Origin of the sequence: Pseudomonas sp. B3(2017), from assembly GCF_002113595.1 — a bacterium.
GTDB classification, from domain to species: domain Bacteria; phylum Pseudomonadota; class Gammaproteobacteria; order Pseudomonadales; family Pseudomonadaceae; genus Aquipseudomonas; species Aquipseudomonas ekonensis.
In genome coordinates this window covers 27,989-53,012 of record NZ_NEIU01000004.1, presented here as the reverse complement: position 1 = coordinate 53,012, position 25,024 = coordinate 27,989, and the positions used below count along the sequence as shown (strand labels likewise).

The window sequence follows — 25,024 nt, the reverse complement described above, 5'->3', positions numbered from 1 at the left end:
CGATGTTCGACTGGAATGACCTGCGCTTCTTTCTGGAACTGCAACGCAGCGGCCGCCTGCTCACCGCCGCCCGCCGGCTCAACACCACCCACGCCACCGTCGCCCGGCACATCGAGGCCATCGAGAAGAGCCTGGGCACCGCGCTGTTCGTCCAGCACGCCCAGGGCTACGAAATGACCCCGGCGGGGGAGGCGCTGCTCAAGCACGCCGAAGCCATGGAAAACGTCGCGCTGCTGGCCCAGGAGGAGATCACCCAATCCACCGCGCCGCTGGGCAAGATCCGCGTCGGCGTCACCGAGGGGTTGGGCATCATGTTCCTGGCCAGCCGCATGGGCGGGCTGTTCGAGCGGTATCCGGGGCTGGAGGTGGAACTGGTGGCCGTGCCGCGCTTCGTCAGCATCCTCAACCGCGAGGCGGAAATCAGCATCCACCTCGAACGCCCGGCGGCCGACATGCTCGTCACCCGCAAACTCACCGACTACCGCCTGGCGCTCTATGCCAGCCGCGCCTACCTCGACGGCGCGCCGCCGCTGCGCAGCCGCGAAGACCTCGGCCGCCACGCCTGGATCGGCTACGTCGACGACTTGCTGTTCAGCCAGGAACTGATGTTCCTCAACAGCTTCTGCCGCAACCCCCGCGTGGTGTTCCACAGCACCAGCGTGATCGCCCAGCAACAGGCGGCGCGCTCGGGGCTGGGGATCGCCGTGCTGCCGTGCTACATGGCCGCGTCCGACCCGGAGCTGGTGCCGCTGCTGCCCGACGAAAGCATCGAGCGCAGCTACTGGATCAGCACCCGGCGGGAACTGCACAAGTCGGTGCGGCTGCGGGTGGTCTGGGATTATGTGGTGAGCCTGTGCGAGGCGGAGCGGGGGTTGTTGCAGGGGTGAAGTGGCGCAGAACGTTGCTGGGTTGAAGCATTGTTTCTGTGGTAAAGGGGCTTGTCGAATCGTCGCACCGTCCCGCTGGGGTGCGACGATTCGACAAGCCCCCTCACCACAGGTGCGGTGTCCTAGCGGTTCTTCACGTACTCGTCGTAGGCCGATTTGCTCATCCAGGCCGGATTGCTTCTTTCAGAGGTTCTGATCTTGAACAACCATCCCTTGTCCTCCGGGCTTTCATTGACGAGTTCGGGGGAGTCATTCAGCGCCTCATTGATCGCAATCACTTCTCCGGAGACGGGAGCCAATATTTCGGATTTTGACTTCACCGACTCTACTTCAGCTATGTATTCACCCTGACTGGCGTTTGTGCCGATGTTCGGTAAACCAACGTAGACAATATCGCCCAACGCATCCTGGGCATGAACCGTAATGCCCACCGTCACGATATCCCTGTCGAACAACAGCCACTCATGTTCCGTCGTATACATTTTCCCCATCTCGATCCACTCCAGGTCGATTGAATTATCCCTGTGGCGAGGGAGCTCGTTCCTGCGCAGCAGGTCACGCTTTTTTGGCTCGCTTCGCCATCCAGCCATTCCGTGAATGGGGCCAGCGTAATCAGAACCCGGCCAAAAGTGACCTGACAGAAATGACAGTCCGTTAGAGCGTTTGGCGATTCCCTCAATCACGGATAGATCGAAAAAAGCGTCGTCCGCTGGACGCCCCGGGCGTTCTGGACTTCAATCCGTCATCAAACCCAGGAGCCCGCCCCATGACCGATGACACCAAACCCAAGGGCCCGGCCTCGTACTTCCCGTCCATCGAAAAAAAGTAACGTCGGGCAAACGGCATTGCGGCGCACGCGCCAACGCTGCCGCTCAAGCCCCGTTGCCCAACAACCGGCTCAACGCCTCCAGCTCACCTTTCTCCACATCGGACACCAGCACGAAACGCATGTGATCCGCCTGCCACGACACCACGTTGAAGCCGCGTATCGTCTGCACCTGCTGCGGCTGATCGGCCCCCGGCGTGGGCAGGATGAACACATTGATCACGTGTTTGGCCCGGCCATAGGTCAGGGCCGCCGCCGTCTGGTGCTGCAGGTAGTCCAGCCGCCCACCCAGCAGCGGGAAGCCGTGCGCCGCGTAGTCGGCCACCGGTGGCGAGAAGTCGAGCTTGCCGGTGAACCAGGGCTTGACGGTGTGGCGGTCGGAGGACACCACATCGTTCAGGTGCCCGCCCATCAGCGAGCGCACGTGGCTGGAGACCGCCTCATCCATCAGCGGCTGTTCGCCGCCCGGCGTCGCCACGTAAAGCACCATCGCCAGGGCCAACGCGGCGGCGGAGAACGCCGGCGCGAACCATGCACGCCAGCGCCCGACGGTGCGCGGGGCCGGTTCGACCGCCGCCAACACACTGGCCGCCAACCCGGGCGGCGCCGGGTAATACGCCGCGTGCTGCTTCACGGCGGCCTTCAGCGATCGGTACTCGTCATGCAATTGCGCACACCCGACGCACGTGGCCAGGTGCGCCGCGACCTGTGCCGCTGCCGCCGGGTCGAGTGCCTGATCCAGGTAACCATGCAGCTGGGTGCGGCAAACCGTGCAGTCGAATTCATTCATGGTCGTGCAACTTCAGCAGTTCGAGCTTGAGCAGGGCGCGGGCCCGGGCGAGCCGCGACATGACGGTGCCGATGGGAATGTCCACCACCAGGGCGATGTCCTTGTAGGGCATGTCTTCCAGCTCCTTCAGCACAATCACCTCGCGAAAGGCCGGCGGCAGGGCACACAGCGCCTGCTGGAGCAACGCCGCGTTTTCCGTGTGGATGGCCGAAAGCTCCGGGCCCTGCTGGTGGGCGGGCGCCGTTTCGTCGACGCTCAGGTCGTCATCGATGGCCACCCAGCGGTGCCCGGCCGACGCCTTGAGCCAGGTGTAGCTTTCGTTGCGCACGATGGTCAGGAACCACGCCTTGGCATTGCCCTCGGCGAAACGCTGCAAGAACCGAAAGGCGCGCAAGGCGCTTTCCTGCACGACGTCGCGCGCGGCGCTGTCGTTGCCGGTGAGCCAGCGCGCGAGGTTATAGGCGGCGTCCAGATGGGGCGCAATCAGTTCCTCGAATCGCGTCATAGTGATTCCCGCACCGTCACACCCCTATAACCGTGATGCTTCGCCTTTTATTCCCTGAAAAGAATTTGTTTTTCGGCGCGGAATAAACCCGCGCCCCGAAAGGTTCATTCCCTGTCGGCTACATCACTGTAGCCCGCCAGCGAGGACACACCGATGGACATTCGATCAAAACACCCCCGGCGCACCGACGGCCCGGCCAACCCTGACCGCCGCACACTGCTCAAATGTTCGGCGTGGGCCGGCGCCGGGGTGCTCTGGGCCCTGAGCGGCGGCGTTCCCCGGGCGTTCGCGCTGGACGCGGCGGGCAACGTCAGCGACCCCAAGGCCCTGGACAGCACCTTCCACTTCGTGCAGATCAGCGACTCGCACATCGGCTTCAACAAGGAAGCCAACCCGGAGCCGGCCAAGACCCTGCAAGCGGCCATCGACAAAGTCGTCGCGCTGCCCAAGCGGCCTGCGCTGATCCTGCACACCGGCGACATCACGCACCTGTCCAAGGCCGAAGAGTTCGACACCGCCGCGCAATTGCTCCAAGGCCTGCCGTCCCCCGTGCACTACGTGCCGGGCGAGCACGACACCCTCGACGAGGGCGGCGGCAAGCTTTACCTGGAACGCTACGGCAAGGGCACCAAGGGCAACGGCTGGTACAGCTTCGACGACCACGGCGTGCACTTCATCGCGCTGGTCAACGTGTTCAACTTCCAGGCCGGCCACGAAGCCAACCTCGGCGCCGAGCAACTGGCCTGGCTGGCCGACGACCTGCGGGCCGTGGCCACCAGCACGCCCGTCGTGGTGTTCACCCACATTCCGCTGTGGACGATCTACCAGCCCTGGGGCTGGGGCACCGAGGACGGCGACCAGGCCATCGCGATGCTGCGCAAGTACGGCTCGGTCACGGTGCTCAACGGGCACATCCACCAGGTCATCCAGAAGGTCGAAGGCAACATCACCTTCCACACGGCCCGCGGCACGGCGTACCCGCAGCCGGCACCGGGGGCGGCGCCGTCGCCGGGGCCGATGACCGTCGCCGCCGACCAGTTGCGCAACTACCTGGGCCTCACCGACGTGCGGGCGACCCAGGGCGAGCACCCGTTGGCGCTGATCGACTCGACACTGGTCTAGGGGAGGGCAGGCAAATGAAAACGCGACTGTTGGCCGTGGTCGGCCTGATGCTGTCGGTGCCGGCGTGGGCGCAGGACGTGAAGATCGACATCAAGGAATTCATGTTCGGCCCCAAGGACCTGACCGTGGCCGTGGGCACCAAAGTGACGTGGGTGAACGACGACCAGATCCCCCACACCGTGGCGGAAACCCACAAGGCGTTCCGCTCGGGGGCGCTGGACACCGATGACACGTTCTCCTGGGTGTTCGATACGCCCGGCGAGTTCGACTACTTCTGCGTGCTGCACCCGCAGATGATCGGCAAGATCGTGGTGACCCAATGATCACCCGCCCAAGCGTGCCCCGTGCCGCGGCCTATAGTGAAGGAGTGGTCCTGCGGGGCCACCCCCCATGAACCCTGCGCGCGAAGAGACCGTTATGGACAACACTCTGATTTCATTGATTGGTTTTGTACTGGGCATGAGCATCGCCACCGAACGGCTGGTCGAGATCGTCAAAGGCTTCATCCCGATGCTGAATCAGACCAGCGACGATGCGAAGGTCGAGGCGCGGCGCCGATCCTACCTGCAGATACTGGCCGTGGTCGGCGGCGTGGTGACGGTGCTGTTGTCCCGGGAAGCGATTCCGGCGGACATCCCGTTCTTGAGAAGCGACTTCGGCGTCGTCTGCCTGGGCCTGTTGGCCAGCGGCGGCTCCGGCTTCTGGAACACCGCCCTGACGTACGCCACCCAGGCCAAGGAACTGAAGAAAGTCGCGGTGAAGAAGGCCCAGGAGGCGCCAGTGATCGCACCGGTGGCAGCGGTTGCCGCTGTCGTGCCGGTGGGGCCTGCCGGTGACCCTGTCTGAGTTCTGCGACACCCTCCTGTTTGCCTGACCCCCTTCGCCCGGAGGGGGCCAGGTTTCATGTTGAAGCGGTTCGGTGGCGGGTTGTTTCAACAGCTGTCGGCGCTGCTGTTTAAGTGACGCATCCGGTCATGGGTCAGTGCCCACGATGCCTTGCGCCATGGCCTACGCGTGGGCCAGAATCCGCCGCTTTGTGCGCTTTGTGCGCTTTGTGCGCTTTGTGCGCCTTGGGGTGCGGGTTTTATCGTTTTCGGGTCACTGGGTCCCGGAAGGGCCTGGCAAGAAGAACCACTATCCACCCCAACCCTACGCCGAGTATCCCAAGTTCTTGGCGAGCTACAAGTCAGCTGGAGGCACTGCGAAATGAAGGCCCCGATCCTCTTGCTCCTCGCAATGTATGGCGCGGGAACCAGCTTGGCATTTGCCGGTGGTTCACAGGCGATAAACGACAAACAGGGGCCAGCAGGCATCGCCGTCGGTGAATCTTTGGTGGCGGCCAGGTCCAAGTTGATCAAACAAGGATGGAAGCCAACCCCGATGCACACCGGCGATGGCTATGAGTACAGCGGTGTCGAGCGCGAGCTGGCTGCACGCAAATTTTTGGAACTTGATACCTGCTCCTTTGATAGCTCGCGCTGCATCCTGTTCTATTCAAAGAAAGGCGCCTGCTTGCGCGTCGACACCATCGGTGAGCAACTCAAAGACATGACGGTGACGCGATGGGCCGATGAATGCCCGCAGGCGCCTGCCGAACCCAATGGCGGCGACGCGGGTCAGTAACGAGCTTGTGAATGGGGGCAAATGGGGACTGATGTATTGCTCAAATACACCAGTCCCCTTTTTCTGAAGCGGTTCGGTGGCGGGCCGTTTCAACAGCTGTCGGCGTTGCTGTTTAAGTGACGCATCCGGTCATGGGTCAATGCCCACGATGCCTTGCGCCATGGCCTACGCGTGGGCCAGAATCCGCCGGCTTGTGCGGCTGGGGTGCGGGTTTTATCGTTTTCGGGTCACTGGGAAACAGTGATCGGGTTTGGTAGCCCGTCTTCCGTCAGAAGCACAAGACTACTGTCTTGCGGGGACTTCATCGTCTCTGTTTTATGGTGGTCATGCGCGGGGCACCCTCGGGTGCGCCGGGGTTCCTGACGACCGGTCTACCAACCTGCGTATGGCCTCCACCCATCGTTTGGTAGCGAGGGTGCTGGCTCCTAACCGTTCTTGCGTCGGGAGTTTCACCATGATCAAACCCACACCCAATCCGCCCATCCTCGATCCGGCATCCCCCTACGAATCCATCGATTCCAGAAAACTCAACGAAGCCGCCGAACGCGCCCTCGACCACTACCTCAACCCGGCCCCCTCCATCATGGCCAGCGCCAACGCGGCCGAACCCATGTACCTGCCCAACCCGGCCTACGACACCGAATCCCTGCTGGCCAACGCCTGCGAAAACCTCGGCGCCGCCTCCGAAATGCTCAACAACTTCGCCGCCGTCCTCGACACCGGCCACCGCCGCACCGCGATCGGCATCGCGCAGTTGGTGATGCTGGGGGAAGTGGCGGTGGGGCAGGCGTTGGATAACGTCGAGCCGAAGGGGTAGGGCCGAGGCGTTTTGCGACGACGGCGGGGCCTGCATCTGATGGCTTGGGTTGCAGGCCCCTCTGTCCTACCATCGGCACATCGACAGAACGGAGGTTGATATGGAAGGTGGTCAGGACAAACGAATCATCATCGTGGGCGCAGGCATCGTCGGTGCATCGCTGGCGTATCACTTGGCCCGGCACGGTGCGCAGGTCACCGTGGTCGAGGCCGAAGAGATCGCATCGGGCGTGACCGGCCGCTCATTCGCCTGGCTCAACACCTCGCACCCCGAACCCGACCCGATTGCGCCACTGCGCGGGGTTGCCATCGAGGAATACCACCGGCTCGAAACCCAGGTGCCCGACCTGAAGATTCGCTGGACAGGCGCCTTGACCTACGGCGTGACGGCGGGTGACGTACCGCCGGCCAACCGGGTGACCCGTTCGCAGATCCTCGACCTCGAACCCAACCTCAAGAACCCGCCTCAATCCGCCGGGTACGCGGCGCAAGAAGGCGCGCTGGACGCCGTGGCCGCCTCGCATGCGCTGATCGCGGGCGCCGAGGCACACGGAGCGAAAACGCTCACCCAGACGCGAGTGCTCGGTTTCGTGACGCAGGCCGAAAGGGTGACCGCCGTCGAAACCACCCGAGGCACCCTCCATGCCGATGTCGTCGTATTGGCCGCCGGCACAGGCACCGCGAAGCTGACAGAGAGGCTGGGCGCGCCCCTGCCCATCAACGCCTCGCCCGCCATTTTCATCCGCTACAGCGCACCGCCCAACCTCGTCCATACCCTCATCTCCAGCCCCGACATGGAAGTGCGGCAAAGCGCGGACGGCGCGTTGCTGGCGGCAGAGGATTACCTGGACGACACCGCAGAAAACCAACCGGCAGCGATCGCACGCCGGACGGCCCAGGCCATTCAGAACGAACTCCATGTGGCTGAGTCCCTTGAACCGGAGTGGGCCTGCGTCGGCCTCAGGCCCATGCCGGCCGATGGCGTTCCCGTCATTGGTTATCTGCCCAATGTGGGCGGTGTCTATGTGTGCGCCATGCACCCTGGGGTTGTGTTGGCGGCGGTGGTGGGGCGGCTTGTCAGTGAGGAGATCATCGACGGAAGGGTGGCAGGAGAGCTTGATCCTTGTCGGCCGGATCGGTTTTTCCGGGCTTAGTGGGGTGCTAGCAGGTCTCGGACAAATCCTAGAACCGGGACGGCGGCTCATCTCCGGCGTTGATGTGGGAAAAGACAGCGTCTGGATTCGCCTGGCACCAATACCGGAACAGCAGCGAAGGTTCGGCCCCCGCAAAAAATTGACCGACAGTGCGCTCGGCCGGGACAAGCCACTTAGGCGTGGGCCATTGCTGAGCAAAAACACCGATGGGCTTGCCGGATGAACAGATGATCCAGGTCGCCAGTCCGCCACTGATGCCGGGAAGGTAGCCGGTGCCTTGTATCGCTTCGAACAAGCCGTCCAGCGTGGCGGTGGGATCGATCCTGATCGAAGTCCTGTGGCTGTGCAGGTCATCCCCAGCATGCACGCTGTCTCGATCGAGGGTGATGATCTGCATGAGTGTTCCTTCTTCCCGTTCTGGGCTAACGCCCTTTCAAATCAGCCTGGCCACGGAGCCCGCAGGCAATGTCCGAGCGGCCTCCATTGCCTTCAGCTGTTCAACGATCCGGTCACGCTCGTCCTTTGGCGTCTCTCGGTCGTTGATGGCGTAGGGCTGGGTGTCGACCCAAATGCTGAGCTGCTCAAGCGCCGACGGCTCGCAAGGGCTGTGGTCAAGCTGCTTGAGCAGATACCCTGCCTGGCTCCACTTGGGCATCAGTTCAAGGAGCGCCAGGCGCCGGGTGGGTGACAGCGTTGCCCAAATCGTGTCGAGCTGATGGGTGAGCGGCGAGCCGATGACGCTCCAAGGCTGAGTGCGTAAACCCAGGACGCCGGCCTCAAAAACGGCCCGGGCCGGCTCTGCGACCGCGGCGATCAGCCTCTCAGGGTTGTCTTCCCCTTCGAGCATCAACACGAGCGAACGCACCGCGCCGCTGCTTTGGCTCAAGGCCGCGGTCATCCAGTGTTCAGGAATACGCAGCTTCAGGTCCTGCGCCAACCCGAGGAGGCCGAGCCAGCGGGCCTTTGTGGCAGGCAACTTGCCCGCCAACTGGGCCTGCAGCATCTGCAGCGGGTCGACGCCGTACTTTCCGGCGGCCCACAGCGCAGTGGACCGTGCCGCTGGCGACGGATCCAGCAAAAACGCTTCGATCAATTGGGTGCGGCCGGCCTGCAAGCGGATCGCTTCCAGGAACGACTGCCTCCTGAGGATGCTGCTCTTGCTGGCGAGCCCGAACGCGATGGCCCGCTGGGCCGACGCCGGCTCAAGCTCCATCGCCTTGCCGAGCGCCAAGCGGCGCACGCTGAAGTCGACATGGTGAAGGCACGACACCAGAAACGCCTCCCGTTCATCCTCAACCTTCGTCTGAACGAGCACCCGAAACAGCAACCGCGCGCACGAGCCTCGGCTGGCGTCGAAACCCGCCGCGCAGCGCTCGACGCATTCAGGCGTTGCCAGCAATGCTTCAAGCTTGTTGATCGTCGAACGGTGGTCGTCGCGATGGCGATGCTCAAGCGCCAGAATGGCGGGCATCTGAGCGACCAGCCAACCGGCATGCTGCGGCGTCAGGTAGTCTTCGAAAGCCTCGCGCGCGACTGCGCGAACCTGAGGCACCCAATCATTGAGCCGCACGATGATCGCCGCCAACCGTTCCGCCGACAGAGAAGACCGAACCGCCTGCAGGCCAGCCTCCCGGTCGAATCCGCTCCACGAGGTGATAAGCAACGTCCAGTCACGGAGGGGGGAGGGATCTAGTGGCGTGGCTGTGGTGACTGGGGTTGCGGCGGCTGCATCTGCGGCTGTGTGGCGTAGGGTGTCTGCTGTGGCGGGTGTTTTGCCGATGAATCGTTGCAACCAACTTTTCCACATGAAGCTGAATATCCCTGAGTTTGAACGGTGGCGTGGGGGTAGCATGCCTGTTCAGGGGGGGATTTGGAACGGCTCGCTGGAAACCGTCGGGTCAGCCCTGCACTGAGTGCGATGAAGTGGAAAAAACACATAAGGGATTTGGTGGACTGCTAATTGGAACTTAGAAAACGGCTAGTCGGCCTCGTTTGTGTGGTCAGCTTCTGTGCTCAGGCGGTCGATGTTCCTATCAAAGAAGGGATGCCGTTTGTCAGTGCCAGAAAGGCGTTGATCAACAGTGGGTGGAAGCCGAACCCTACCTACGCGGGTGAGTTTGGGGTGGAGAGCATCCTTATGAGGAAGGGCTACTCGGAGATTGAGTCTTGTACGGAGGGGGTTAGGTATTGCAGTTTCAATTACATCAAGGATGGGGTGTGTCTTGGTGTGGGGGCTGTTGGGGAGGAGGTTAAGGGAATGAAGGTTTACGCTTGGGTGTTTAAGTGTCTTGAGAAGGAGTGAGTGTTGTTTGGATTTATAAAACGGGTTTTTCAACCTGCCTCCGAAGAGAGCGTTCTTGGGTATTCGATTTCAGAGCTTAAGGCGATTTTTAGGGCCGAACTGCAAGAGTTTCCTCGTGGGGAGTGCTGCTATCCTGTTTTTGCCTCGTTAGTTGGTTTGGGGGTGCAGGCGTTCTATTCGGATTTTGTTATGGATGTGGCTGAGGTTGGTGAGTTTCAGGCTCTGGTTGGTGAGCGTTTTGCTGCTTGCGATGAAATTGATGTGAATGGTTTGGTGGTGCGGTGCTATCTGGATGAAATCAAAAATAGTCGGTTAGTTGTTTCTGTATCAAAAAGGGAATTTAAAGTCGCAACGGTTCGGTTGATTACCAACGATATTGGTTTTTTAGAAAGTCTTGGTGAGAAGAGGTTTGCAGTTCCTCCGCCGTGGGTTGTGTTTGAGAACTACAATGCGTCTTGGTGGGGCGGCGATATGCAAGGAGCACAGGGGTACTATAATGATACATATTTTTCTATGTTTTTTTTGAGTTTGAACCGGGTGGAGAGGGCTAGCTATTATGCGAGGTATTCAGCTTCTGAGATTTGGATTTCTAGTTTGGAGTTGATGTTGGAGTCTTGAAGGGGGCGAGTTTTGTTAAAAGCGCGCCCCAGTTTTCTTAAGGGTGCTAGAGTCTGGTGTGTGGTTTATTGTTGGTGAGAGGAATAGCCGTGATCGCCATGGTTCTTTATGCTTGGTTAAAGGCACATGTATAGCTAGAATCTTTTATCAGGCGTCGTCATTGGGGGCGTTGAAACTTTCAATATGAGAAGGATCCAGGCCGCGCAATGTGGATTGAAGGCGCTTGAATGAGGCGGTAAGCCAGAGGTTTTCTGGAAGCCCAAGTTCTTCTTCTAGTTTGTCGGCGGTGTCTAGAACTGTGTCGACATCAATCAATTCATTCATGCTTTTTCGGTCGCTAACATAGCCTGGTCGAACTGTTAGGGCCGCAAAGGTTGTGATAGCGTTCATGTTGCTTAGTTGCTTTGTTAGGTTGCTCCTGAGTTCGTTGTCCCACCGTTCGCTATTGGCGATGCAATAAATTGCCTCCATGTTAGGGAGTCGACGCAGTGCAGTTTCATCCATGATGGCGCGGCGATAGCGAGGTAATTCTTGCTCCAGTAGTTTTGATGTTTCGTTCTTGTTGTAAATAACCTCGCCATCATTCGGGCGTGAGTGGTGTGTAAGGTTGTGGGCGTGAAGATGCTTCCGTAAAAGCCATGGCACTACGAGAAGATCGCCATCCGCTATCAAAGCCTCAACGGTTGATTTAACACGTATCGTGCCTTCAGAGCCGGATCTCACATGCTGCCACAAAGTGAACCCTACATCCTCCACCAAAGAGCCAAGGGATTCTTCGCTCTTGATCCAGTCTTGCTGCCGAATAAGAGTACGGGCCAACGCAACCCAGAAAATCTTGTCTCCGCTATGAGGAAGTTCTAGAAGTAAGTCGCCAAGTCGATCAAACAACGCAGGAAATTTTTCGCTCCGCTGGAGATTTACAATGATTTTCTCCATTTTTTCGATGTTATCGATGCTCCAGATTTTTTCAATTTCAGTCCTAGGCATCATGCCTGGTGGATTGCCGAGGTAGAGCATGCGTATCAGGTTTCGACGTTTAGCGATCCTTTTTCCGTTGGGAGCTATGTTTTTTTTGCTGAAACGAGGAAAAAGTACTTGAAGAATCTCGCGATAGGCATCTGCGCCAGAACCTAATATGTCAGTAACAGAGACTTCTTTGTTATTGTTGTTTTCGCGTAAGACGTTTCTTTTCAAAAGTTCATTAAGGTTGGGGTCATCAATCACGGCCTCAAGGTTGTTGACGATAAGGTCTCGTACTGCAGGAGCTTTTGTGATAAGCCAACTGTATCCTAAGACATCATAGGGACATATCTCGCCACGTACTATTTCTTCCAGTACAGCGAATGCGCCGACCAGTCGTTTGATTTCACGGGGAGTGCGAGCGGCCTGGATAATTTGTTGAATGATTTCCTCTTGGTATGGCTCTTTGATGTCTGGCAGTTTAATGCGATTGATTCGTAAAGAATTATTTATCAGCGCCTTGACATCATCTGCGAAAAGCGGTCGTAGTGAGATCGGAAACTGGATAATTTTCTCTATGTAGCTTTCTCCAGTTTGCTTTCGCTCCGTGGGATCGTTTCCTCTTCCGAGCGCTTGTGCCACACGATCAGGATCGTAGGCGACCAGATATGAGATACCTCTGATATCACCTACGGCTTTCACAAGTTGAGCCACTGCGCGAACTTCGTCATCCTCAACTCTGTCTAGTTCATCTATTAATACAACGACCGGTACGTTTGCCTTGGCAAGTTTTGCTTCGAGTTTTTTTCTTTCTTGATTCGCTGATAGATCTTTTGGTTTGGGCAGCGTCTTAAGGATTTTGGCGATGCATTTTCCCCAAAGAGTAGTAGCGCCACCACTGCCAAAAATATCAATTATGGCGGCAACTGAAGTGCCTGCAAACTCAATGGAAGCCTTGTATCGTTCTAGCTGTATCTGTACCTCTCTTATTCTTTCGCTGTTGCTGCGGCCGAGTGCTTCACGTAAGCTGCTGAAATATGCTTGTAGCAATTCGTCGCGTCCTTTGAAAAGCCATGGGTTCAAAGTTGCAACTACAACGCCATCGAGCTTCTTTAATTCTGTGCTAAGCAAGTTAAGGATGCTCGATTTTCCAAGTCCCCATTCACCGGTAAGGCCTATTACAAAACCTGTTGCGCGGCGAGTGACTTCTCCCTCGGCGTTCCATTCTGTGTGAACTAGCGCTTTGATAAGGCTGGCGATGAATGGGCCACGATCCAATGCATCTGCTTCAGCGTTGTTGATGGGGCGATCTTGACGCGCGAGATGATCATTGCTTTCCATAGTTCAGTTCTTCACTTCCGTATTTGGGATACAATTATTTTGGTATATAAATTTAGCGCACGTCTGTAAATAGATGCATAGAGACCGCCTTCGGCAGAATGCAAACTCTTTCCGGTCAAACGGTCGACCAGATACTCGCCTTGTTCATACTTCAACCTCAAACCCCCCACCCCCCAACCGCTCCCCATTCACCATCACCTCCACCCCATGCCACCCCGCATAATGCTTGCGTGTCGTGAAATCCCTGATCTGCTGCCGCCGCACCACCTCAACCTCCCCAAATCCCGCCAAATCCAACCCCTTCAACTTGAACACCTTGCGCGATGTCCCGCCGTTCGCCTTCACGTAGTCGATCGCGTAATCGATCACCAACCGCTGTGCCTCGGGCACGGTGGACTTTACGGTGAACGACAGTGTGATCGTGTCCCCCAGCCGTACCACTGCCGGTTCCACCTTCACGTCCAGCAACTCGACCTCGGCCTTCGCGCCGGCGCCGATGAGGCTCAGGGCGCGGGGGTTGCCTTGTTTGATCAGGTTGCGCAGGGCGTGTTTGGCGATCCAGGCGGTGTGTTTGTTGTCCAGCGACCAGCCCTCTACGGTGTCGAGCACCCAGTGCGGGTGTTCCTTGGTGATGTCGTTGAGGTGGTTGGCCACGGATTTGCGCACGTAGAGGCTGTCGTCGGCCTTGAGCCGGTCGAGGATGCCGGCCGCCAGTTGCGGGTCGGCCTGCACCGGTTCGAGGCGGAACGACCAGGGCAGGCGCGGGCGGCTGCCTTCGCTGGCGAGGCGGCGGACGTGGTGGTTGTCGTCGCGGGCCCAGTCGTGCATGCGTTCCAGGGTGCGGGACAGGTCGCTGCGCAGGAAGTGGCGGATGGCGAATTCGGAGGAGCCGAACGCGGTGAAGTAGTGGAGCGCGTCCAGCGAGGTGTCGAACGCGTGGCCGCCGTAGCTCGCGACGTAGTGCGGCAGGGTCATGCTGACGAAGGCGCTGTTGAGCCGGGGCGCGAGGTCGCGCAGGACAGCGAGCGAGTCTTCGTAGCTCAGCGGCAGCACGGCGTGCAGGCATTCGCTGACGCGGGCCATGCGTTGCATCACCGAGAGCTCTGCGAGGCCGTCGTTGGCTTGTTTAAGAAAGGCCTTGGCCTTGAACGCCGGGTACACGGCGCTCATCTCGTCGGCGATGTGCCGCAGGCGTTCGGCGTTGAAGATTTCCTTGAGCGCGGGGGCGGCGGTGGCGGGGGTGCTCATGGTCAGTTCATCGGCGTGCGGGCGAAGGCGTCGAGGCCTTCGGCGTACGCGGTGTAGTGGGCGATGTGCGGGAAGCGGGCGGCGTCGATCTGGTCGGGGACCACCAGGCCGGTGAAGCTCCAGGCGACGGCCAGGGTGATGCCGTCCTGCATCAGTGCGCCGTCGGTGGGCAGCGGTTGCCGTTGCAGTTCGAGTTCAAGGGCGGTGAAGGCGGCGGCGAGTTGGCCTTCGACCCGCTCGACCCACGGTTGGAACTGGATCTCCGCCGGGCGCAGGTTGCGCTCGTAGTAGAGCTGCACGGCTTTTTCGCACGCGGCCAGGCCCAGGCCGATGAGGTGCAGGGCGCGTACGCGCGCGGCGGGGTGGGCGGGCAGCAGGGATTGGCCGGAGAGGGTTTCGAGGTAGTCGATGATCAGGGTCGAGTCGATCAACGTCTGGCCGTCATCGAGGATCAGGGTAGGGGCCTTGACCACCGGGTTGATCTGTTGGAAGCGCTCGAAATGGCGGAACACCGACACCGGTTCGTGCGCAAGCTCGATGCCCAGGCACTGGGCGGAGATGGCCACGCGGCGGACATAGGGTGAGTCGAGCATTCCGATCAGTTTCATGTGCAGCTCCCTGGGTGTTTGTTATGGGAGTCGAATGTAGCGGTTCGGTCTGGCGGTTGACTACACCCGCATGCCGTAACGGGGATGAAACACCCGAAAATAAAGGGCTTTGCGGGCCTTGCCGGGGGTGGTTCCGGTTCTATAGTCAAAGTGCCAGCATCGACCAGGGATGGTAAAAGCAGACAAGTTCAGACCCACTGATTCAGTACTTGTCGGTATGTGTCCCTTGCAGTCCAAGGCCTTGCGAACGTGGAGGCCTTGGAAGGTGCGAACGCATCAGGTCGTGCTTTACGGACAGCAAGGGGGGCGGGACATGTACGGTTATAGATTCACGGTGTTGTGTCTTGTGGGCATAGGACTGACCGGATGTGGCAGTTCAAAGCCCGAGCCGGGCGTTGTTGCCGAGAATTGGACACTCAATACGGAGCAACTGGGTATCAAGGCGATCTATCCGCCCCGTAGCAATGTTGAAGTGGGTGACCTGTTTATTGCGCGTGCGGCAAAGGCGGGCGAGAAACTTTCCACCGGCGACTACGTCCTCGCTTCGACGAAATTCGATTACATCGATATCGATGCGCAGATTGTCGAATCCGCGCGCAAACACACGTTCACGTCGTTGGCCACCTATGACGACGGTTCGGGAAGCGGATCGGTGCAGGCCCGGGCGCTCATACCCATGGAAATCGATGGCACACAGGTCAACAGTCTGGTGGCGTTTCCTGGGTTTACCTTTGCCTCACTGGCCGAGAGCGACATCGGGGTCAACGTTACCAGCAGCGCCATCGCGTCCGCCCTGGGGTTTGGGCGCCGTTCTCAATACAGCGTTTCGTATTCGGTTCCCAGCGCTGAAACGTATGGGGCCAGGTATCTGCTGGCGAGAAAGCGATTCGACGAAGAGACGTCCACCCGTTACACGGAAGATGATCTTCGCAGAATGCGCGAGGCGGCTGATCAACTGCAGGCAACTCAGATGAAAACGGCAAACGCCGCTGCCCCGATACTGGTGTTTGTCACGGATGTCTATTTGGCCCGTGCCCTTGATGTGGTGGTGACCTCAGAGGAGGGTATGAGCAGCACGTTCAAGGCTGTGACCTTGGCGATGGTCGATTTAAGCGACAAGAAAAAATCCCTTGAGGCACAACTGGGCAAGTTGACCGGGGAAGCGGCAACGAAGCCTCAAGCACCTGCGGAGGCGCCCAAGCCCAAGCCGGAGGATCCCAAACCCGCTGTCGCAGGCGAGAAGCCGAAGGAAGACAAGCCCCCCAAAGAAGGTTCAACGCCGCCTAAACCGCCGGCCAAGCAAGCCGAGATCGATCGGGTCAAGTCCGAGTTGGCACAGGTTAACGATCAGTTGAGGGAGAAGGTCAGCCAGATCGTGCCGGACTTGCCCGGGGTCACCGGATCGGTGGTCCGGTCATCGGCGTTGGGCATCACGTTGCGGCAAGCCTTTGCGGAACCTGTCGCCATCGGATATCGAGGCATCCATTTCAAAATTGCGGCGCTCAAGCCTTCTGGTGCAGCTGGCAAACCGCTTGAGCCAGATCCCGGCGGTGACCCAGGGCCATTAATGCTTCCCGGCATCAAAATCATGGGTACAGACCGCTGACATCGGGTCTGGGCTCGTGTACCGGCGAGTGCACCGCACTCGCCACCTGCTCACTAGTCCTCAAACCCCACCTGCTCCTGCATCTCCTCCACCTTCAACCCCAACCGGTACGCCAGCGCAATGAACAACGCCTGGCACAGGCACAACGTCGCGCTCAACGAGCGGAACGCGAACGAACGCCCCTCGTTGACCAGCAGCACCGCACCGGCGCCTTTGGTCAGCGGCGAGAGGTGGCTGTCGGTGATGACCAGGGTGTTGGCCTGCTGTTGCCGGGCCAGGCGCAGGCAGTGCTGGGTTTCCTTGGCGTAGGGGGTGTAGCTGATGGCGACCACCAGGTCGTTGGCGCGCACGCTGCGCATCTGTTCGCGGTAGCTGCCGCCCAGGCCGGAGATGAGCTGGATGCGCTTTTGGGTGTGGCGCAGGTTGTAGGCCAGGTAGTCGGCCGCGGCGAAGGAGCGGCGCACGCCGATGACATGGATGTGGTCGGCGCCGGCCAGCAGATCCACGGCCTTTTCGAACGCGGCGTCGTCCAGTTCCAGGCCCAGCCGTTCGATGCCGGAGAGGGTGGCGGCGATGCATTCGCGGACCAGGTCGCTGTCGGTGGTGGGCCGGGACTTGTCGGCGATCAGCGTGCGGATGCGTTTCTGGTGGCTCTGCACCGGCGTGGTCTTGTGGGTGTAGGCCTCGCGGAACAGCGCCTGCATCTCGCTGAAGCCGCTGAAGCCGAAGCGCTGGCAGAAGCGTACGATGGCCGACGGGTGCACTTCGCACTCATGGGCGATGTCGCTGATGCGGTCGAGCATGATCCGCTCGCTTTGCTGGCTCATGTAGGCGGCGATGCGCTTGAGCTGGCGCGGCAGGGAGTCGTGTTCGTCGGTGATCCGCTGCAGCAGGCGCTCGGCGTTGACCGGCTGATCGGTGGACGGCATGGGCAATCCTTCTGGCTGTTCTTTTATAAGGGCACGCGGCTGCGGCGAGGAGTCGCCGGCCTTGAGGATAGCCAGTCCGGGCGGCGTTTTGTGAAGCCTAAGTCCATGGTTTTGCTGCTGAATCGATGCACCGCGCCGGCCTGCGCGTTCAGGGTGGGGTGCGACAAAGCGCCACGCCCAATCGCCGTTTGTCTTCTATATACAGCCGCTGGACTGAATTTCTTGCTATAAACGCACTCCGATGGCCGCTGCGAACCCCGTCTGCGGGCGGTTTCCGGGCTTTGTCGGACAAATTCCCTGTATTTCCAGTTGCTGAGGCCTCAATCGGGCCTTAGACTGCCGCCCCTTCGTAAATTGAGTGCCGGGTGGCGTTTGCAATAAACGATGCCTTTCCGATGACCGCAGGCGGTTCGCCGGAACGCTCCCTAATTCGCCTTAATGCACGTTTTTTATTAGAGATATCAATGACAAAGGACAAGTTGCTGGCCATGCCGGCAGATGACTACATGAATGCCGAGCAGCACGCTTTCTTCACTGAGCTGCTGCAGAACATGAAAGTCGAAACCCACGAGCGCATTGAGCAGAACCGTATTGCCATCGAAAGCCTGGACACCCCGGCTGACCCGGCGGACGCCGCCTCGGTGGAAGAAGAGCGCACCTGGCTGGTGAACGCGATCGACCGCGACCAGCGCATGCTGCCGCAACTGGAACAAGCCCTTGAGCGCATCAAGGAAGACAGCTTCGGCTGGTGCGACGACAGCGGCGAGCCGATCGGCCTCAAGCGCCTGCTGATCAGCCCGACCACCAAATACTGCATCGAAGCCCAAGAGCGCCACGAGCAGATCGACAAGCACCAGCGCCAGGCCTGATTGCGCCGACGCGGTCATCGCGGGCAAGTCCGCCTCCACAAGGTTTACGGTGATACCCGGACCTTTGTGGGAGCGGGCTTGCCCGCGAAGCGTTTTGCCGTCCGTAACAATCCCGCCGTTCCATTGACCTGCCACAGACCCCACGACTAACGGACCATGGATAATGGCGTTGTAGTGGCGTTTAATGCGGCCACAACAATGAGAACACGCGTGGGGTTACGAAATGACGAGAGATGGATCTCTGGTTGAGGCTCTGCCTGCACCAGTTGTTTTGCCGAAGAACCGCTGGCTGTCGCCGACGCTGCAGAGCATCGCCCTGATGCTGTTGCTGGCGGGCATGGCGCTGGGGGGCTGGCCGCTGTACGCGGGCATGCCGCTGGCGGTGCTGATCGTATGGCTGCCGCGACTGCGTTCCCGCGCCACCCCTGAGGCCCGGCCTGTCGACACCGGCAGCGCGATGGCCGAACTGACCCGCGACCTTTCCTACACCACCAGCCATAACGCGCTGTCCGCCGCCGGCGTGGCGTTTTCGGTCAAGGCACTGGCCGGCAAGCTGCAATCCCAGCTCGATGCGGCGCAGCAGATCGTCAGCAACGCCGAGGTGATGATCGCCACCGAACAGGCCACGTCGCAGCTCAGCCGGCAGGCGTTGGGCGCCGCCAGCGAGGCGCACCACAGCAGCGCGGCGGGGCATACCGTGCTGGTCGATTCCATTTCGCGCATGCATCAGCTCAGCCAGCGCGCCAACGACAGCCGCGAGCTGATCGAAGCCCTGAGCCAGCGCAGCGACGACATTCAGCGCGTCACGCTGGTGATCCAGTCCATCGCCAGCCAGACCAACCTGCTGGCGCTCAACGCCGCCATCGAGGCGGCCCGCGCCGGCGAGCACGGGCGCGGGTTTGCGGTGGTGGCGGACGAGGTGCGCGGTCTTGCGGCGCGCACGGCGTCGGCCACCGACGAGGTCGGCGAAATGGTCGCCGACATCCAGCAACGCACCGCACAGGTGGTGGAGCAGATCCGCCAGCTCTCCGATGACCTGCACACAGGCGTGGAGCAGGTCGAGCTCACCGGCCAGCACCTGGAAAACATCGCCCGGCTGGCCGCCGGGGTGGAAACCCAAGTGGGCGAGATCGCCCAGGGCGCCGAGACCAACCGCGAGCAGCTCGACAGCCTGTTCACCGCCATCGAGCAGATGCGCGCCGACCTGGCCATCAGCGACCAGCAGACCCGCCGCCTCGCCGAAGCCGCCGTGCAGATGGAAGGCCAGGCCGAGACCATCAGCGAACGGCTGGCCGAGGTCGGGCTGGATGACTACCACCAGCGCATCTACGACCTGGCCCGCGAAGGGGCCGAGCAGATCGCCGCGCGCTTCGAGGCCGATGTCGATCAAGGCCGGATCAGCCTCGACGACCTGTTCGACCGTCACTACCAGCCGATCCCCGGCACGCGGCCGGAGAAGTATCAGACCCGGTTCGACCGCTACACCGACCAGGTGCTGCCGGCGATCCAGGAACCCTTGCTGCCGCGCCACGAAGGTTTGGTGTTCGCCATCGCCTGCACCCAGCAGGGCTACGTGCCGACCCACAACCAAGTGTTCAGCCAGCCGCTGACCGGCGACGAGCAGGCGGACACGGTCAACAACCGCACCAAACGCAAGTTCGCCGACCGCACCGGCATCCGCTGCGGCAGCCACCAGCAGCCGGTGCTGCTGCAGACCTACACCCGCGACACCGGCGAGCTGATGCACGACCTGTCGGTGCCGATCACCGTCAAGGGCCGGCATTGGGGCGGATTGCGCCTGGGCTACAAGCCTGAGGCGCCGCGCTGAGGATTGTTGCCGCACCTGCAATGAAGCTGTGCATCCCGGCGGCTGTTTCCCTGGGGCCTGAGTCATTACTCTGCCTGCATAGTTAGGTAGCTAATGGTCTCGGGAGGTCAGCATGCAATGCAGGGTCGATGTGGCGGCGGTGATCGGCAGTGCCGTGCCCGCTGGCTTGCGGGCGCGGGGGCAGCGCGTGTGCTGGGTGGTGCTGCTCAACGGCGAGCCCCGGGGGGCGGCGTTCGCCAGCCGCGACGAGGCGGAAGAGTGCAGGGCCGCTTGGCTGGCGCAGTTGAGTGCCGGGCTTGAAGGCCACCTGCACTGACCGGCTCAGAGGCCCGCTTGCGTTTCCAGTGACCGGGCGAGGGCGCAGGCCTGGTTGTGATCCTTGCGGAATCCTCTCACACGTCCTGTAGACGTTTCCTTGATGTGAAAGAACCCGTTACCGGCCGGCACCACGCGATAGCGCGGCCCGTCGGTAACGGGTTCATTGCGTTGCAGGCCGTAGCCGTCCGCCGTCGGCGGGAATGGGAGGGCGTCGGGACGGGCCTGAGCGGGCAAGGCGAAGTGGGTCAGGTTGCACATGTGAAGTCCTTTTCGTGGTCGGATCGGCATTGGTTTACCGTTGCGGGTAGTCGTATCGAGCATCGGTGCTCTAGAATCGCCAGTGCCTGTTGGCGAACGTTGTTTATCTAAAGCAATTTTTTACCGGCGATATGTCGGAAAAATGCTTTTTTTAGTAAGTTTTTTCCCTAAAGTTCGTAGTCGGTTTTGTCCGGCCCATGACGAGGCGTTTTCCTTCAACGTCCGGCGAACTTCAGGGCAGATTCCGCGAGCGGCATTCCGTTAGTCTTACCGAACCTCGCGATGAAGGGGCCGCTGCCCCGCTCAGGCTTTCACCTGATTCATTCGGCAATACCGTCGGCCCGGCCGTCACTTTTTTGCCGTGCGCGTTTTCCGGCGTGCGGCACTCTTTTCCAGTGTGGGGATGTTTCTTTGGCAGTCAGTAACCTCGATATGCATGCCTTGTTCGTGTTGGGCGATTTGCGGGCAAAGCTGGTCAAGCAGTTCCAATCGCGTTTCGTGTATGTCACCGAACAGAACGCCGAAGGCATTTACGTGGCGGAGATCGACACCGAAAGCGCCTTGGTGGTGGACGACAAGCCGGGGCTCAAGCTCAAGGTCGGCGACCATTTCAGCGCGTCGGTGCTGCCCAGCCGCGAAGGCGGCAAGTTCGACATCCGCTTTCGTGACATCAAGCTGGTGGTCTACGGCCTGGGCGACTACGCCTTCGTCACCACCGCCGACGGCCATGCCATCGTGTTCAAGGAAGGCCACAACGTGGTGACGGTGTTCGCCGCACACGCGCAGTTGACCGAAGGCCTGACCAAGACCCTCAAGGCCGTCACCGCCAAGGCCGCCAAGTGGCGCAAGGGCGAGCTGGTGACGTTCAAGGCCAGCGAGTGAGCCGTGCCGACTTTCATGGGCAGCACCTCGACCGCGCCCGTGAGGAGGCCCGCAGGCTCTACGCCGCGAAGGCCGAGCTGAAAGGCGCCTGGCTCGGTTGGGTGGCCTCGCAGATCTACGGCCTGCGCCCGGCGGAATACGCCAGCATGGTCAGACGCGAGCTGCAGCGCTTGCAGGAAATGTCTGAAAACTGATCTTCGTCCGTGTCATGCCCTGAAAAAGCAGGAACCTCGTCTACAGTCAGTTGACTGAGTATTCAGAGGCTTGCGGTCTTCTGTCAGGCCGTCCTGCTATTGCTGCGAACAGCACGAGGTGCAACGCATGAACGGATTACGACAGTGGTTTTTCGCCTGCCTGAGCGCATGGGCCCTGCTGGCGACGCCGGCGGCGAACGCTGCGCAAAAGCCCATCCATTTCGCCGACCTTAACTGGGAGAGCGGCAGCCTGATCACCGACGTGCTGCGGATCATCGTCGAGAAGGGCTACGGCCTACCCACCGACACCTTGCCGGGCACCACCATCACCCTGGAGACGGCGCTGGCCAACAACGACATCCAGGTCATCGGCGAAGAGTGGGCCGGCCGCAGCCCGGTGTGGGTCAAGGCCGAGGCCGAAGGCAAGGTCGCCAGCCTCGGCGACACGGTCAAGGGCGCCACTGAGGGCTGGTGGGTGCCGGAGTACGTGGTCAAGGGCGACCCGGCCAAAGGCATCAAGCCGCTGGCGCCGGACCTGCGCAGCGTCAGCGACCTGATCAAGTACAAGGATGTGTTCAAGGATCCGGAGAACCCGGCCAAGGGGCGCTTCCTCAACAGCCCGATCGGCTGGACTTCGGAGGTGGTGAACAAGCAGAAGCTGATCGCCTACGGATTGCAGGATGCCTACACCAACTTTCGCAGTGGCTCCGGTGCGGCCCTGGATGCGGAAATCAGTTCATCGATCCGCCGGGGCAAGCCGGTGCTGTTCTATTACTGGTCGCCGACGCCGCTGCTCGGCAAATTCAAGCTGATCCAGTTGCAAGAGCCACCCTTCGACGCCGAGGCCTGGAAAACCCTGACCGACGCCGACAACCCCAACCCGAAACCGACCCGTTCGCTGGCCTCGAAGCTGTCGATCGGCGTGTCGGCGCCGTTCCAGAAGGAATACCCGGAGATCGCGGCGTTCTTCGCCAAGGTCGATTTCCCCATCGACGCACTGAACAAGGCCCTGGCCGGCATGAGCGAGAAACACACACCGCCGCGGGAGGCGGCGGTGGCGTTCATGAAGGATCACCCGCAGGTGTGGCAGGCCTGGTTGCCCAAGGACGTGGCGGACAAAGTGGCCGCCGGCCTGTGACCAAGGCCGGCGCCCTCAATGGTCAACCGCTCTGGTCGCGCCCTCAGAACCGCGTCTGCACCGCCAGCTCGAAGGTGCGCGGCGTGCCCAGGTAGTACGCGGGCGACACATGGGCGAACTCGGCGTACACCTCGTTGGTCAGGTTGCGCACCCGGCCGGTGACGGTGGTATGCGCATCGACCTTGTAGCTCAGGAAACTGCCGAACAGCGTGTACGACGGCACGGTCATGGTGTTGGCCGTGTCGGCGTACACCGACGCCACGTACCGCGCATCGACCCCGCCTTGCCATTGCGGCGAGAAGTCATAGGTCAGCCACAGGTTGCCCACGCGGTCCGGCACGTTGGTCGGCGTGTTGCCCTTGCGCGAGACCACCACGCCGGCGGCGTTCTTCTCCGTGAAGTCGTCGTATTGGGCATCGACCCAGGCGAAGTTGCCCTCGGCCAGCAACCGGTCGGTGATGCGCAGCGAACTGGCGACCTCGATGCCTTTGGAGGTCTGCTGGCCCACCGGGATGCTTAGGGTCGGGTTCAGCGGATCGGTCACGGCGAAGTCCTTGCGCTCGATCGTGTAGGCCGCCACCGTCGCCGAGCCACGTCCGTTCAGGTAGTCGAACTTGCTGCCGATCTCCCACTGCTTGCCCGTCGAGACATCAAAGTCCTGGGTGCCGTTCGGCTGTTCGGCGGCGGTGCTGTACTGCACGTAGACGTTGGCCGACGGAATGAACTGATACGTCAGCCCGACGCGGCCGGTGACCGGTTCCCAACTGCGTTTGAGGTGCTTGGGGTTGCTGGCGGTCACGGTGCGGTGGTTGGTCACGTCCAGGTCGATGTCGTCGTAGCGCAGCCCGGTGAGCAACGCCAGCTTGTCGGTCAGCGCCAGACGGTTTTCGGCGAACAGGGCCTTGGTGGTGACCTCGTTGGTCTTGTCGCTGACGAAGCCTGGCTTGGTGCCGGGAATGTCGTAGAAGTGCCCGGGCCGGTAGTTGTCGGGGTCGACCGTGCTCGCGCCCTTGACGTTGAGCGGCGAGTTGGTGGTCTGGTTGACCTTGTACTCGAAGCCGCCGGACCACGTGGTGTCGAGGCCGAACAGGGTGTTGTCGTGGCGCAGTTCGAACTGGTTGCCGTTCTGTTCGCCCTGGTGCCGCACCTGATACGCGGTGGAGCGGTTCACCGCGCTGTTGTCGGCGTTGTACTGGTAGGTCTCCAGGTTGCGGTAGTCGCGCTGGCTGTCCAGGTGGTAGAGGGTGTTGCGCAGGGTGGTGCTGTCGTTGATCCGGTAGTCGATGATCGAGCGCACCCAGATCGTGCGCTGTTCGTAGCGGCCGTCCTCGACGTTGTAGTTGTTGAAGCGGTTGTGCTTGTCGATCTTCAGCTCGCCCGCCTTGGGATTGAGCACCGGCGTGCCCCAGTACGGGCTGTCTTCGTGCTCGTCCTGGTATTCCAGGGCCAGGGTGTGCGACAGGTCGGGCGTCAGGTCGCTGAGCAGGGAGAACGCCACGCTCCAGGCGTCCCGCTCCTGGCGGTCGATGTAGCCGTTGCCGGTGTTGTGGCTGACGTCCAGCCGCGCGTAGTGCTGCACGTCGGCGCCGGGTTCGGTCAGGGCATGGTTGAGGCCGAAGGCGGTTTCGACGGCGTCGAAGGTGCCGTAGCTGACCCGGCCTTCGACGGCCTGCTCGTCGCGGGTGGCGAGCTTGGTCACGTAGTTGAGCGAGCCGCCGACCGAACCGGAGCCGTTGATCAGCGACGACGGGCCGCCGACCAGTTCGACCCGGTCGTAGATCCACGCATCGACCGGCCGCGCCAGCCCGCCGGAGACGTTGACGCCGTTGAACATCTGGGTGATCTGGCTGCTGGTGAAGCCGCGGTAGGACACGAACCCGCCGAAGCCCGGCGGGGCGCTGGCGTTGACGCCGGGCAGGGTGTTGGCGGCGTCCTGGAAGTTCTGCGCGCCGTGGCGTTCGATGTCATTGCGGTTCGCCACCGCCACCGAGGCCGGCGTGTCGCGCACGCTCAGGCCCAGGCGCGAGGCCATGCCGCTGGAGCCGTCCAGGCTCAGGCCCGGTTCGGCGGCGGATTCGCCGTCGATGGTGATCGGCGCCAGGTCCACGGCCGATTGCGCCCAGGCGTTGACGGACAGGCAGCCGCACAGGCTCGCCAGCAAAGTGAGTTGTTTCATCGTTGAATCCTGAATGCTTGTCTAGG

The 25,024-nt window shown here is 61.1% G+C and carries 27 protein-coding genes; 16 read left to right on the top strand and 11 right to left on the bottom strand.

The window, feature by feature from the left end:
- Nucleotides 1-2: 2 nt before the first annotated feature.
- On the top strand, nt 3-887 hold the full coding sequence (locus CAG33_RS07225) for a LysR family transcriptional regulator (RefSeq protein WP_085637527.1): 885 nt from the start codon (nt 3-5) through the stop codon (nt 885-887).
- Nucleotides 888-1,009: 122 nt separating this feature from the next.
- Here CAG33_RS07225 and gcvH read toward each other — a convergent pair whose 3' ends face one another.
- The 3 genes from gcvH to CAG33_RS07210 form a co-directional block, all read right to left on the bottom strand.
- Nucleotides 1,010-1,378, bottom strand: coding sequence for a glycine cleavage system protein GcvH (gcvH, locus tag CAG33_RS07220; RefSeq protein WP_085633932.1), 369 nt, complete (start codon nt 1,376-1,378; stop codon nt 1,010-1,012).
- 381 nt (nt 1,379-1,759) lie between these two features.
- Entirely contained in the window at nt 1,760-2,503 is a 744-nt protein-coding gene (locus tag CAG33_RS07215; RefSeq protein WP_085637524.1) for an anti-sigma factor, read from the bottom strand.
- The gene (locus tag CAG33_RS07210; RefSeq protein ID WP_085580054.1) at nt 2,496-3,008 is read right to left on the bottom strand and encodes a sigma-70 family RNA polymerase sigma factor; all 513 of its coding nucleotides are present in this window, start codon (nt 3,006-3,008) and stop codon (nt 2,496-2,498) included. The genes CAG33_RS07215 and CAG33_RS07210 overlap by 8 nt, the downstream gene beginning before the upstream one ends.
- A gap of 153 nt (nt 3,009-3,161) precedes the next feature.
- Between CAG33_RS07210 and CAG33_RS07205 the strand changes: the two genes are divergently transcribed.
- From CAG33_RS07205 to CAG33_RS07180, 6 genes are all read left to right on the top strand, one after another.
- Nucleotides 3,162-4,130 (top strand): metallophosphoesterase, encoded by a 969-nt coding sequence (locus CAG33_RS07205; RefSeq protein ID WP_085637520.1) that lies wholly within the window; start codon nt 3,162-3,164, stop codon nt 4,128-4,130.
- A 14-nt stretch (nt 4,131-4,144) separates the two neighbouring features.
- Nucleotides 4,145-4,453 (top strand): cupredoxin family copper-binding protein, encoded by a 309-nt coding sequence (locus CAG33_RS07200; protein WP_085633924.1) that lies wholly within the window; start codon nt 4,145-4,147, stop codon nt 4,451-4,453.
- 94 nt (nt 4,454-4,547) lie between these two features.
- Nucleotides 4,548-4,976 (top strand): hypothetical protein, encoded by a 429-nt coding sequence (locus CAG33_RS07195; RefSeq protein ID WP_139831332.1) that lies wholly within the window; start codon nt 4,548-4,550, stop codon nt 4,974-4,976.
- Between the two features lie 360 nt (nt 4,977-5,336).
- Nucleotides 5,337-5,753, top strand: a complete 417-nt coding sequence (locus CAG33_RS07190) for a hypothetical protein (protein WP_085637516.1) — start codon at nt 5,337-5,339, stop codon at nt 5,751-5,753.
- 454 nt (nt 5,754-6,207) lie between these two features.
- Nucleotides 6,208-6,570 carry a DUF6124 family protein gene (locus CAG33_RS07185; RefSeq protein ID WP_085637513.1) on the top strand — a complete coding sequence of 121 codons (363 nt, stop codon included), beginning with the start codon at nt 6,208-6,210 and terminating at the stop codon, nt 6,568-6,570.
- A gap of 79 nt (nt 6,571-6,649) precedes the next feature.
- Nucleotides 6,650-7,723 carry an NAD(P)/FAD-dependent oxidoreductase gene (locus CAG33_RS07180; protein ID WP_371857691.1) on the top strand — a complete coding sequence of 358 codons (1,074 nt, stop codon included), beginning with the start codon at nt 6,650-6,652 and terminating at the stop codon, nt 7,721-7,723.
- Between the two features lie 28 nt (nt 7,724-7,751).
- On the opposite strand, the gene CAG33_RS07175 is transcribed toward CAG33_RS07180, so the two are convergent.
- Entirely contained in the window at nt 7,752-8,120 is a 369-nt protein-coding gene (locus CAG33_RS07175) for a hypothetical protein (protein ID WP_085580069.1), read from the bottom strand.
- A gap of 36 nt (nt 8,121-8,156) precedes the next feature.
- Nucleotides 8,157-9,515 (bottom strand): hypothetical protein, encoded by a 1,359-nt coding sequence (locus tag CAG33_RS07170; RefSeq protein ID WP_139833040.1) that lies wholly within the window; start codon nt 9,513-9,515, stop codon nt 8,157-8,159.
- A gap of 168 nt (nt 9,516-9,683) precedes the next feature.
- Between CAG33_RS07170 and CAG33_RS07165 the strand changes: the two genes are divergently transcribed.
- Nucleotides 9,684-10,025 carry a hypothetical protein gene (locus tag CAG33_RS07165; RefSeq protein ID WP_256576719.1) on the top strand — a complete coding sequence of 114 codons (342 nt, stop codon included), beginning with the start codon at nt 9,684-9,686 and terminating at the stop codon, nt 10,023-10,025.
- Nucleotides 10,026-10,028: 3 nt separating this feature from the next.
- On the top strand, nt 10,029-10,643 hold the full coding sequence (locus CAG33_RS28185) for a hypothetical protein (RefSeq protein WP_139833039.1): 615 nt from the start codon (nt 10,029-10,031) through the stop codon (nt 10,641-10,643).
- A 147-nt stretch (nt 10,644-10,790) separates the two neighbouring features.
- On the opposite strand, the gene CAG33_RS07160 is transcribed toward CAG33_RS28185, so the two are convergent.
- The 3 genes from CAG33_RS07160 to CAG33_RS07150 form a co-directional block, all read right to left on the bottom strand.
- Nucleotides 10,791-12,944 carry a KAP family NTPase gene (locus tag CAG33_RS07160; protein ID WP_085637501.1) on the bottom strand — a complete coding sequence of 718 codons (2,154 nt, stop codon included), beginning with the start codon at nt 12,942-12,944 and terminating at the stop codon, nt 10,791-10,793.
- 144 nt (nt 12,945-13,088) lie between these two features.
- Nucleotides 13,089-14,192 (bottom strand): DNA alkylation repair protein, encoded by a 1,104-nt coding sequence (locus CAG33_RS07155; protein ID WP_085637498.1) that lies wholly within the window; start codon nt 14,190-14,192, stop codon nt 13,089-13,091.
- Between the two features lie 2 nt (nt 14,193-14,194).
- Nucleotides 14,195-14,800 (bottom strand): glutathione S-transferase, encoded by a 606-nt coding sequence (locus CAG33_RS07150; RefSeq protein WP_085637494.1) that lies wholly within the window; start codon nt 14,798-14,800, stop codon nt 14,195-14,197.
- A gap of 313 nt (nt 14,801-15,113) precedes the next feature.
- Here CAG33_RS07150 and CAG33_RS07145 point away from each other — a divergent pair, with 313 nt between their 5' ends.
- Nucleotides 15,114-16,406 (top strand): hypothetical protein, encoded by a 1,293-nt coding sequence (locus CAG33_RS07145; protein WP_139833038.1) that lies wholly within the window; start codon nt 15,114-15,116, stop codon nt 16,404-16,406.
- Between the two features lie 53 nt (nt 16,407-16,459).
- Here the strand turns inward: CAG33_RS07145 and CAG33_RS07140 are convergent, their stop codons facing one another.
- Nucleotides 16,460-17,335: a MurR/RpiR family transcriptional regulator gene (locus CAG33_RS07140; protein WP_085633222.1), complete on the bottom strand. Its 876-nt coding sequence runs from the start codon at nt 17,333-17,335 to the stop codon at nt 16,460-16,462.
- Nucleotides 17,336-17,799: 464 nt separating this feature from the next.
- Between CAG33_RS07140 and CAG33_RS07135 the strand changes: the two genes are divergently transcribed.
- The 3 genes from CAG33_RS07135 (at nt 17,800) to CAG33_RS07125 (ending at nt 20,348) form a co-directional block, all read left to right on the top strand.
- On the top strand, nt 17,800-18,204 hold the full coding sequence (locus CAG33_RS07135) for a TraR/DksA family transcriptional regulator (RefSeq protein ID WP_065260998.1): 405 nt from the start codon (nt 17,800-17,802) through the stop codon (nt 18,202-18,204).
- 223 nt (nt 18,205-18,427) lie between these two features.
- Nucleotides 18,428-20,032 (top strand): methyl-accepting chemotaxis protein, encoded by a 1,605-nt coding sequence (locus CAG33_RS07130; protein WP_085586363.1) that lies wholly within the window; start codon nt 18,428-18,430, stop codon nt 20,030-20,032.
- A 112-nt stretch (nt 20,033-20,144) separates the two neighbouring features.
- The gene (locus tag CAG33_RS07125) at nt 20,145-20,348 is read left to right on the top strand and encodes a hypothetical protein (protein ID WP_085637488.1); all 204 of its coding nucleotides are present in this window, start codon (nt 20,145-20,147) and stop codon (nt 20,346-20,348) included.
- 5 nt (nt 20,349-20,353) lie between these two features.
- Here the strand turns inward: CAG33_RS07125 and CAG33_RS07120 are convergent, their stop codons facing one another.
- Nucleotides 20,354-20,608, bottom strand: coding sequence for a hypothetical protein (locus CAG33_RS07120; protein WP_085637485.1), 255 nt, complete (start codon nt 20,606-20,608; stop codon nt 20,354-20,356).
- A gap of 432 nt (nt 20,609-21,040) precedes the next feature.
- Between CAG33_RS07120 and CAG33_RS07115 the strand changes: the two genes are divergently transcribed.
- From CAG33_RS07115 to CAG33_RS07105, 3 genes are all read left to right on the top strand, one after another.
- Entirely contained in the window at nt 21,041-21,490 is a 450-nt protein-coding gene (locus CAG33_RS07115) for a hypothetical protein (protein ID WP_170930065.1), read from the top strand.
- Nucleotides 21,487-21,684, top strand: coding sequence for a hypothetical protein (locus CAG33_RS07110; protein ID WP_085586371.1), 198 nt, complete (start codon nt 21,487-21,489; stop codon nt 21,682-21,684). Before CAG33_RS07115 ends, CAG33_RS07110 begins: the two co-directional genes overlap by 4 nt.
- A gap of 127 nt (nt 21,685-21,811) precedes the next feature.
- Nucleotides 21,812-22,822, top strand: coding sequence for an ABC transporter substrate-binding protein (locus tag CAG33_RS07105; RefSeq protein WP_085586373.1), 1,011 nt, complete (start codon nt 21,812-21,814; stop codon nt 22,820-22,822).
- Nucleotides 22,823-22,865: 43 nt separating this feature from the next.
- Here the strand turns inward: CAG33_RS07105 and CAG33_RS07100 are convergent, their stop codons facing one another.
- Nucleotides 22,866-24,998: a TonB-dependent siderophore receptor gene (locus CAG33_RS07100; protein ID WP_085637482.1), complete on the bottom strand. Its 2,133-nt coding sequence runs from the start codon at nt 24,996-24,998 to the stop codon at nt 22,866-22,868.
- Nucleotides 24,999-25,024 lie beyond the last annotated feature (26 nt).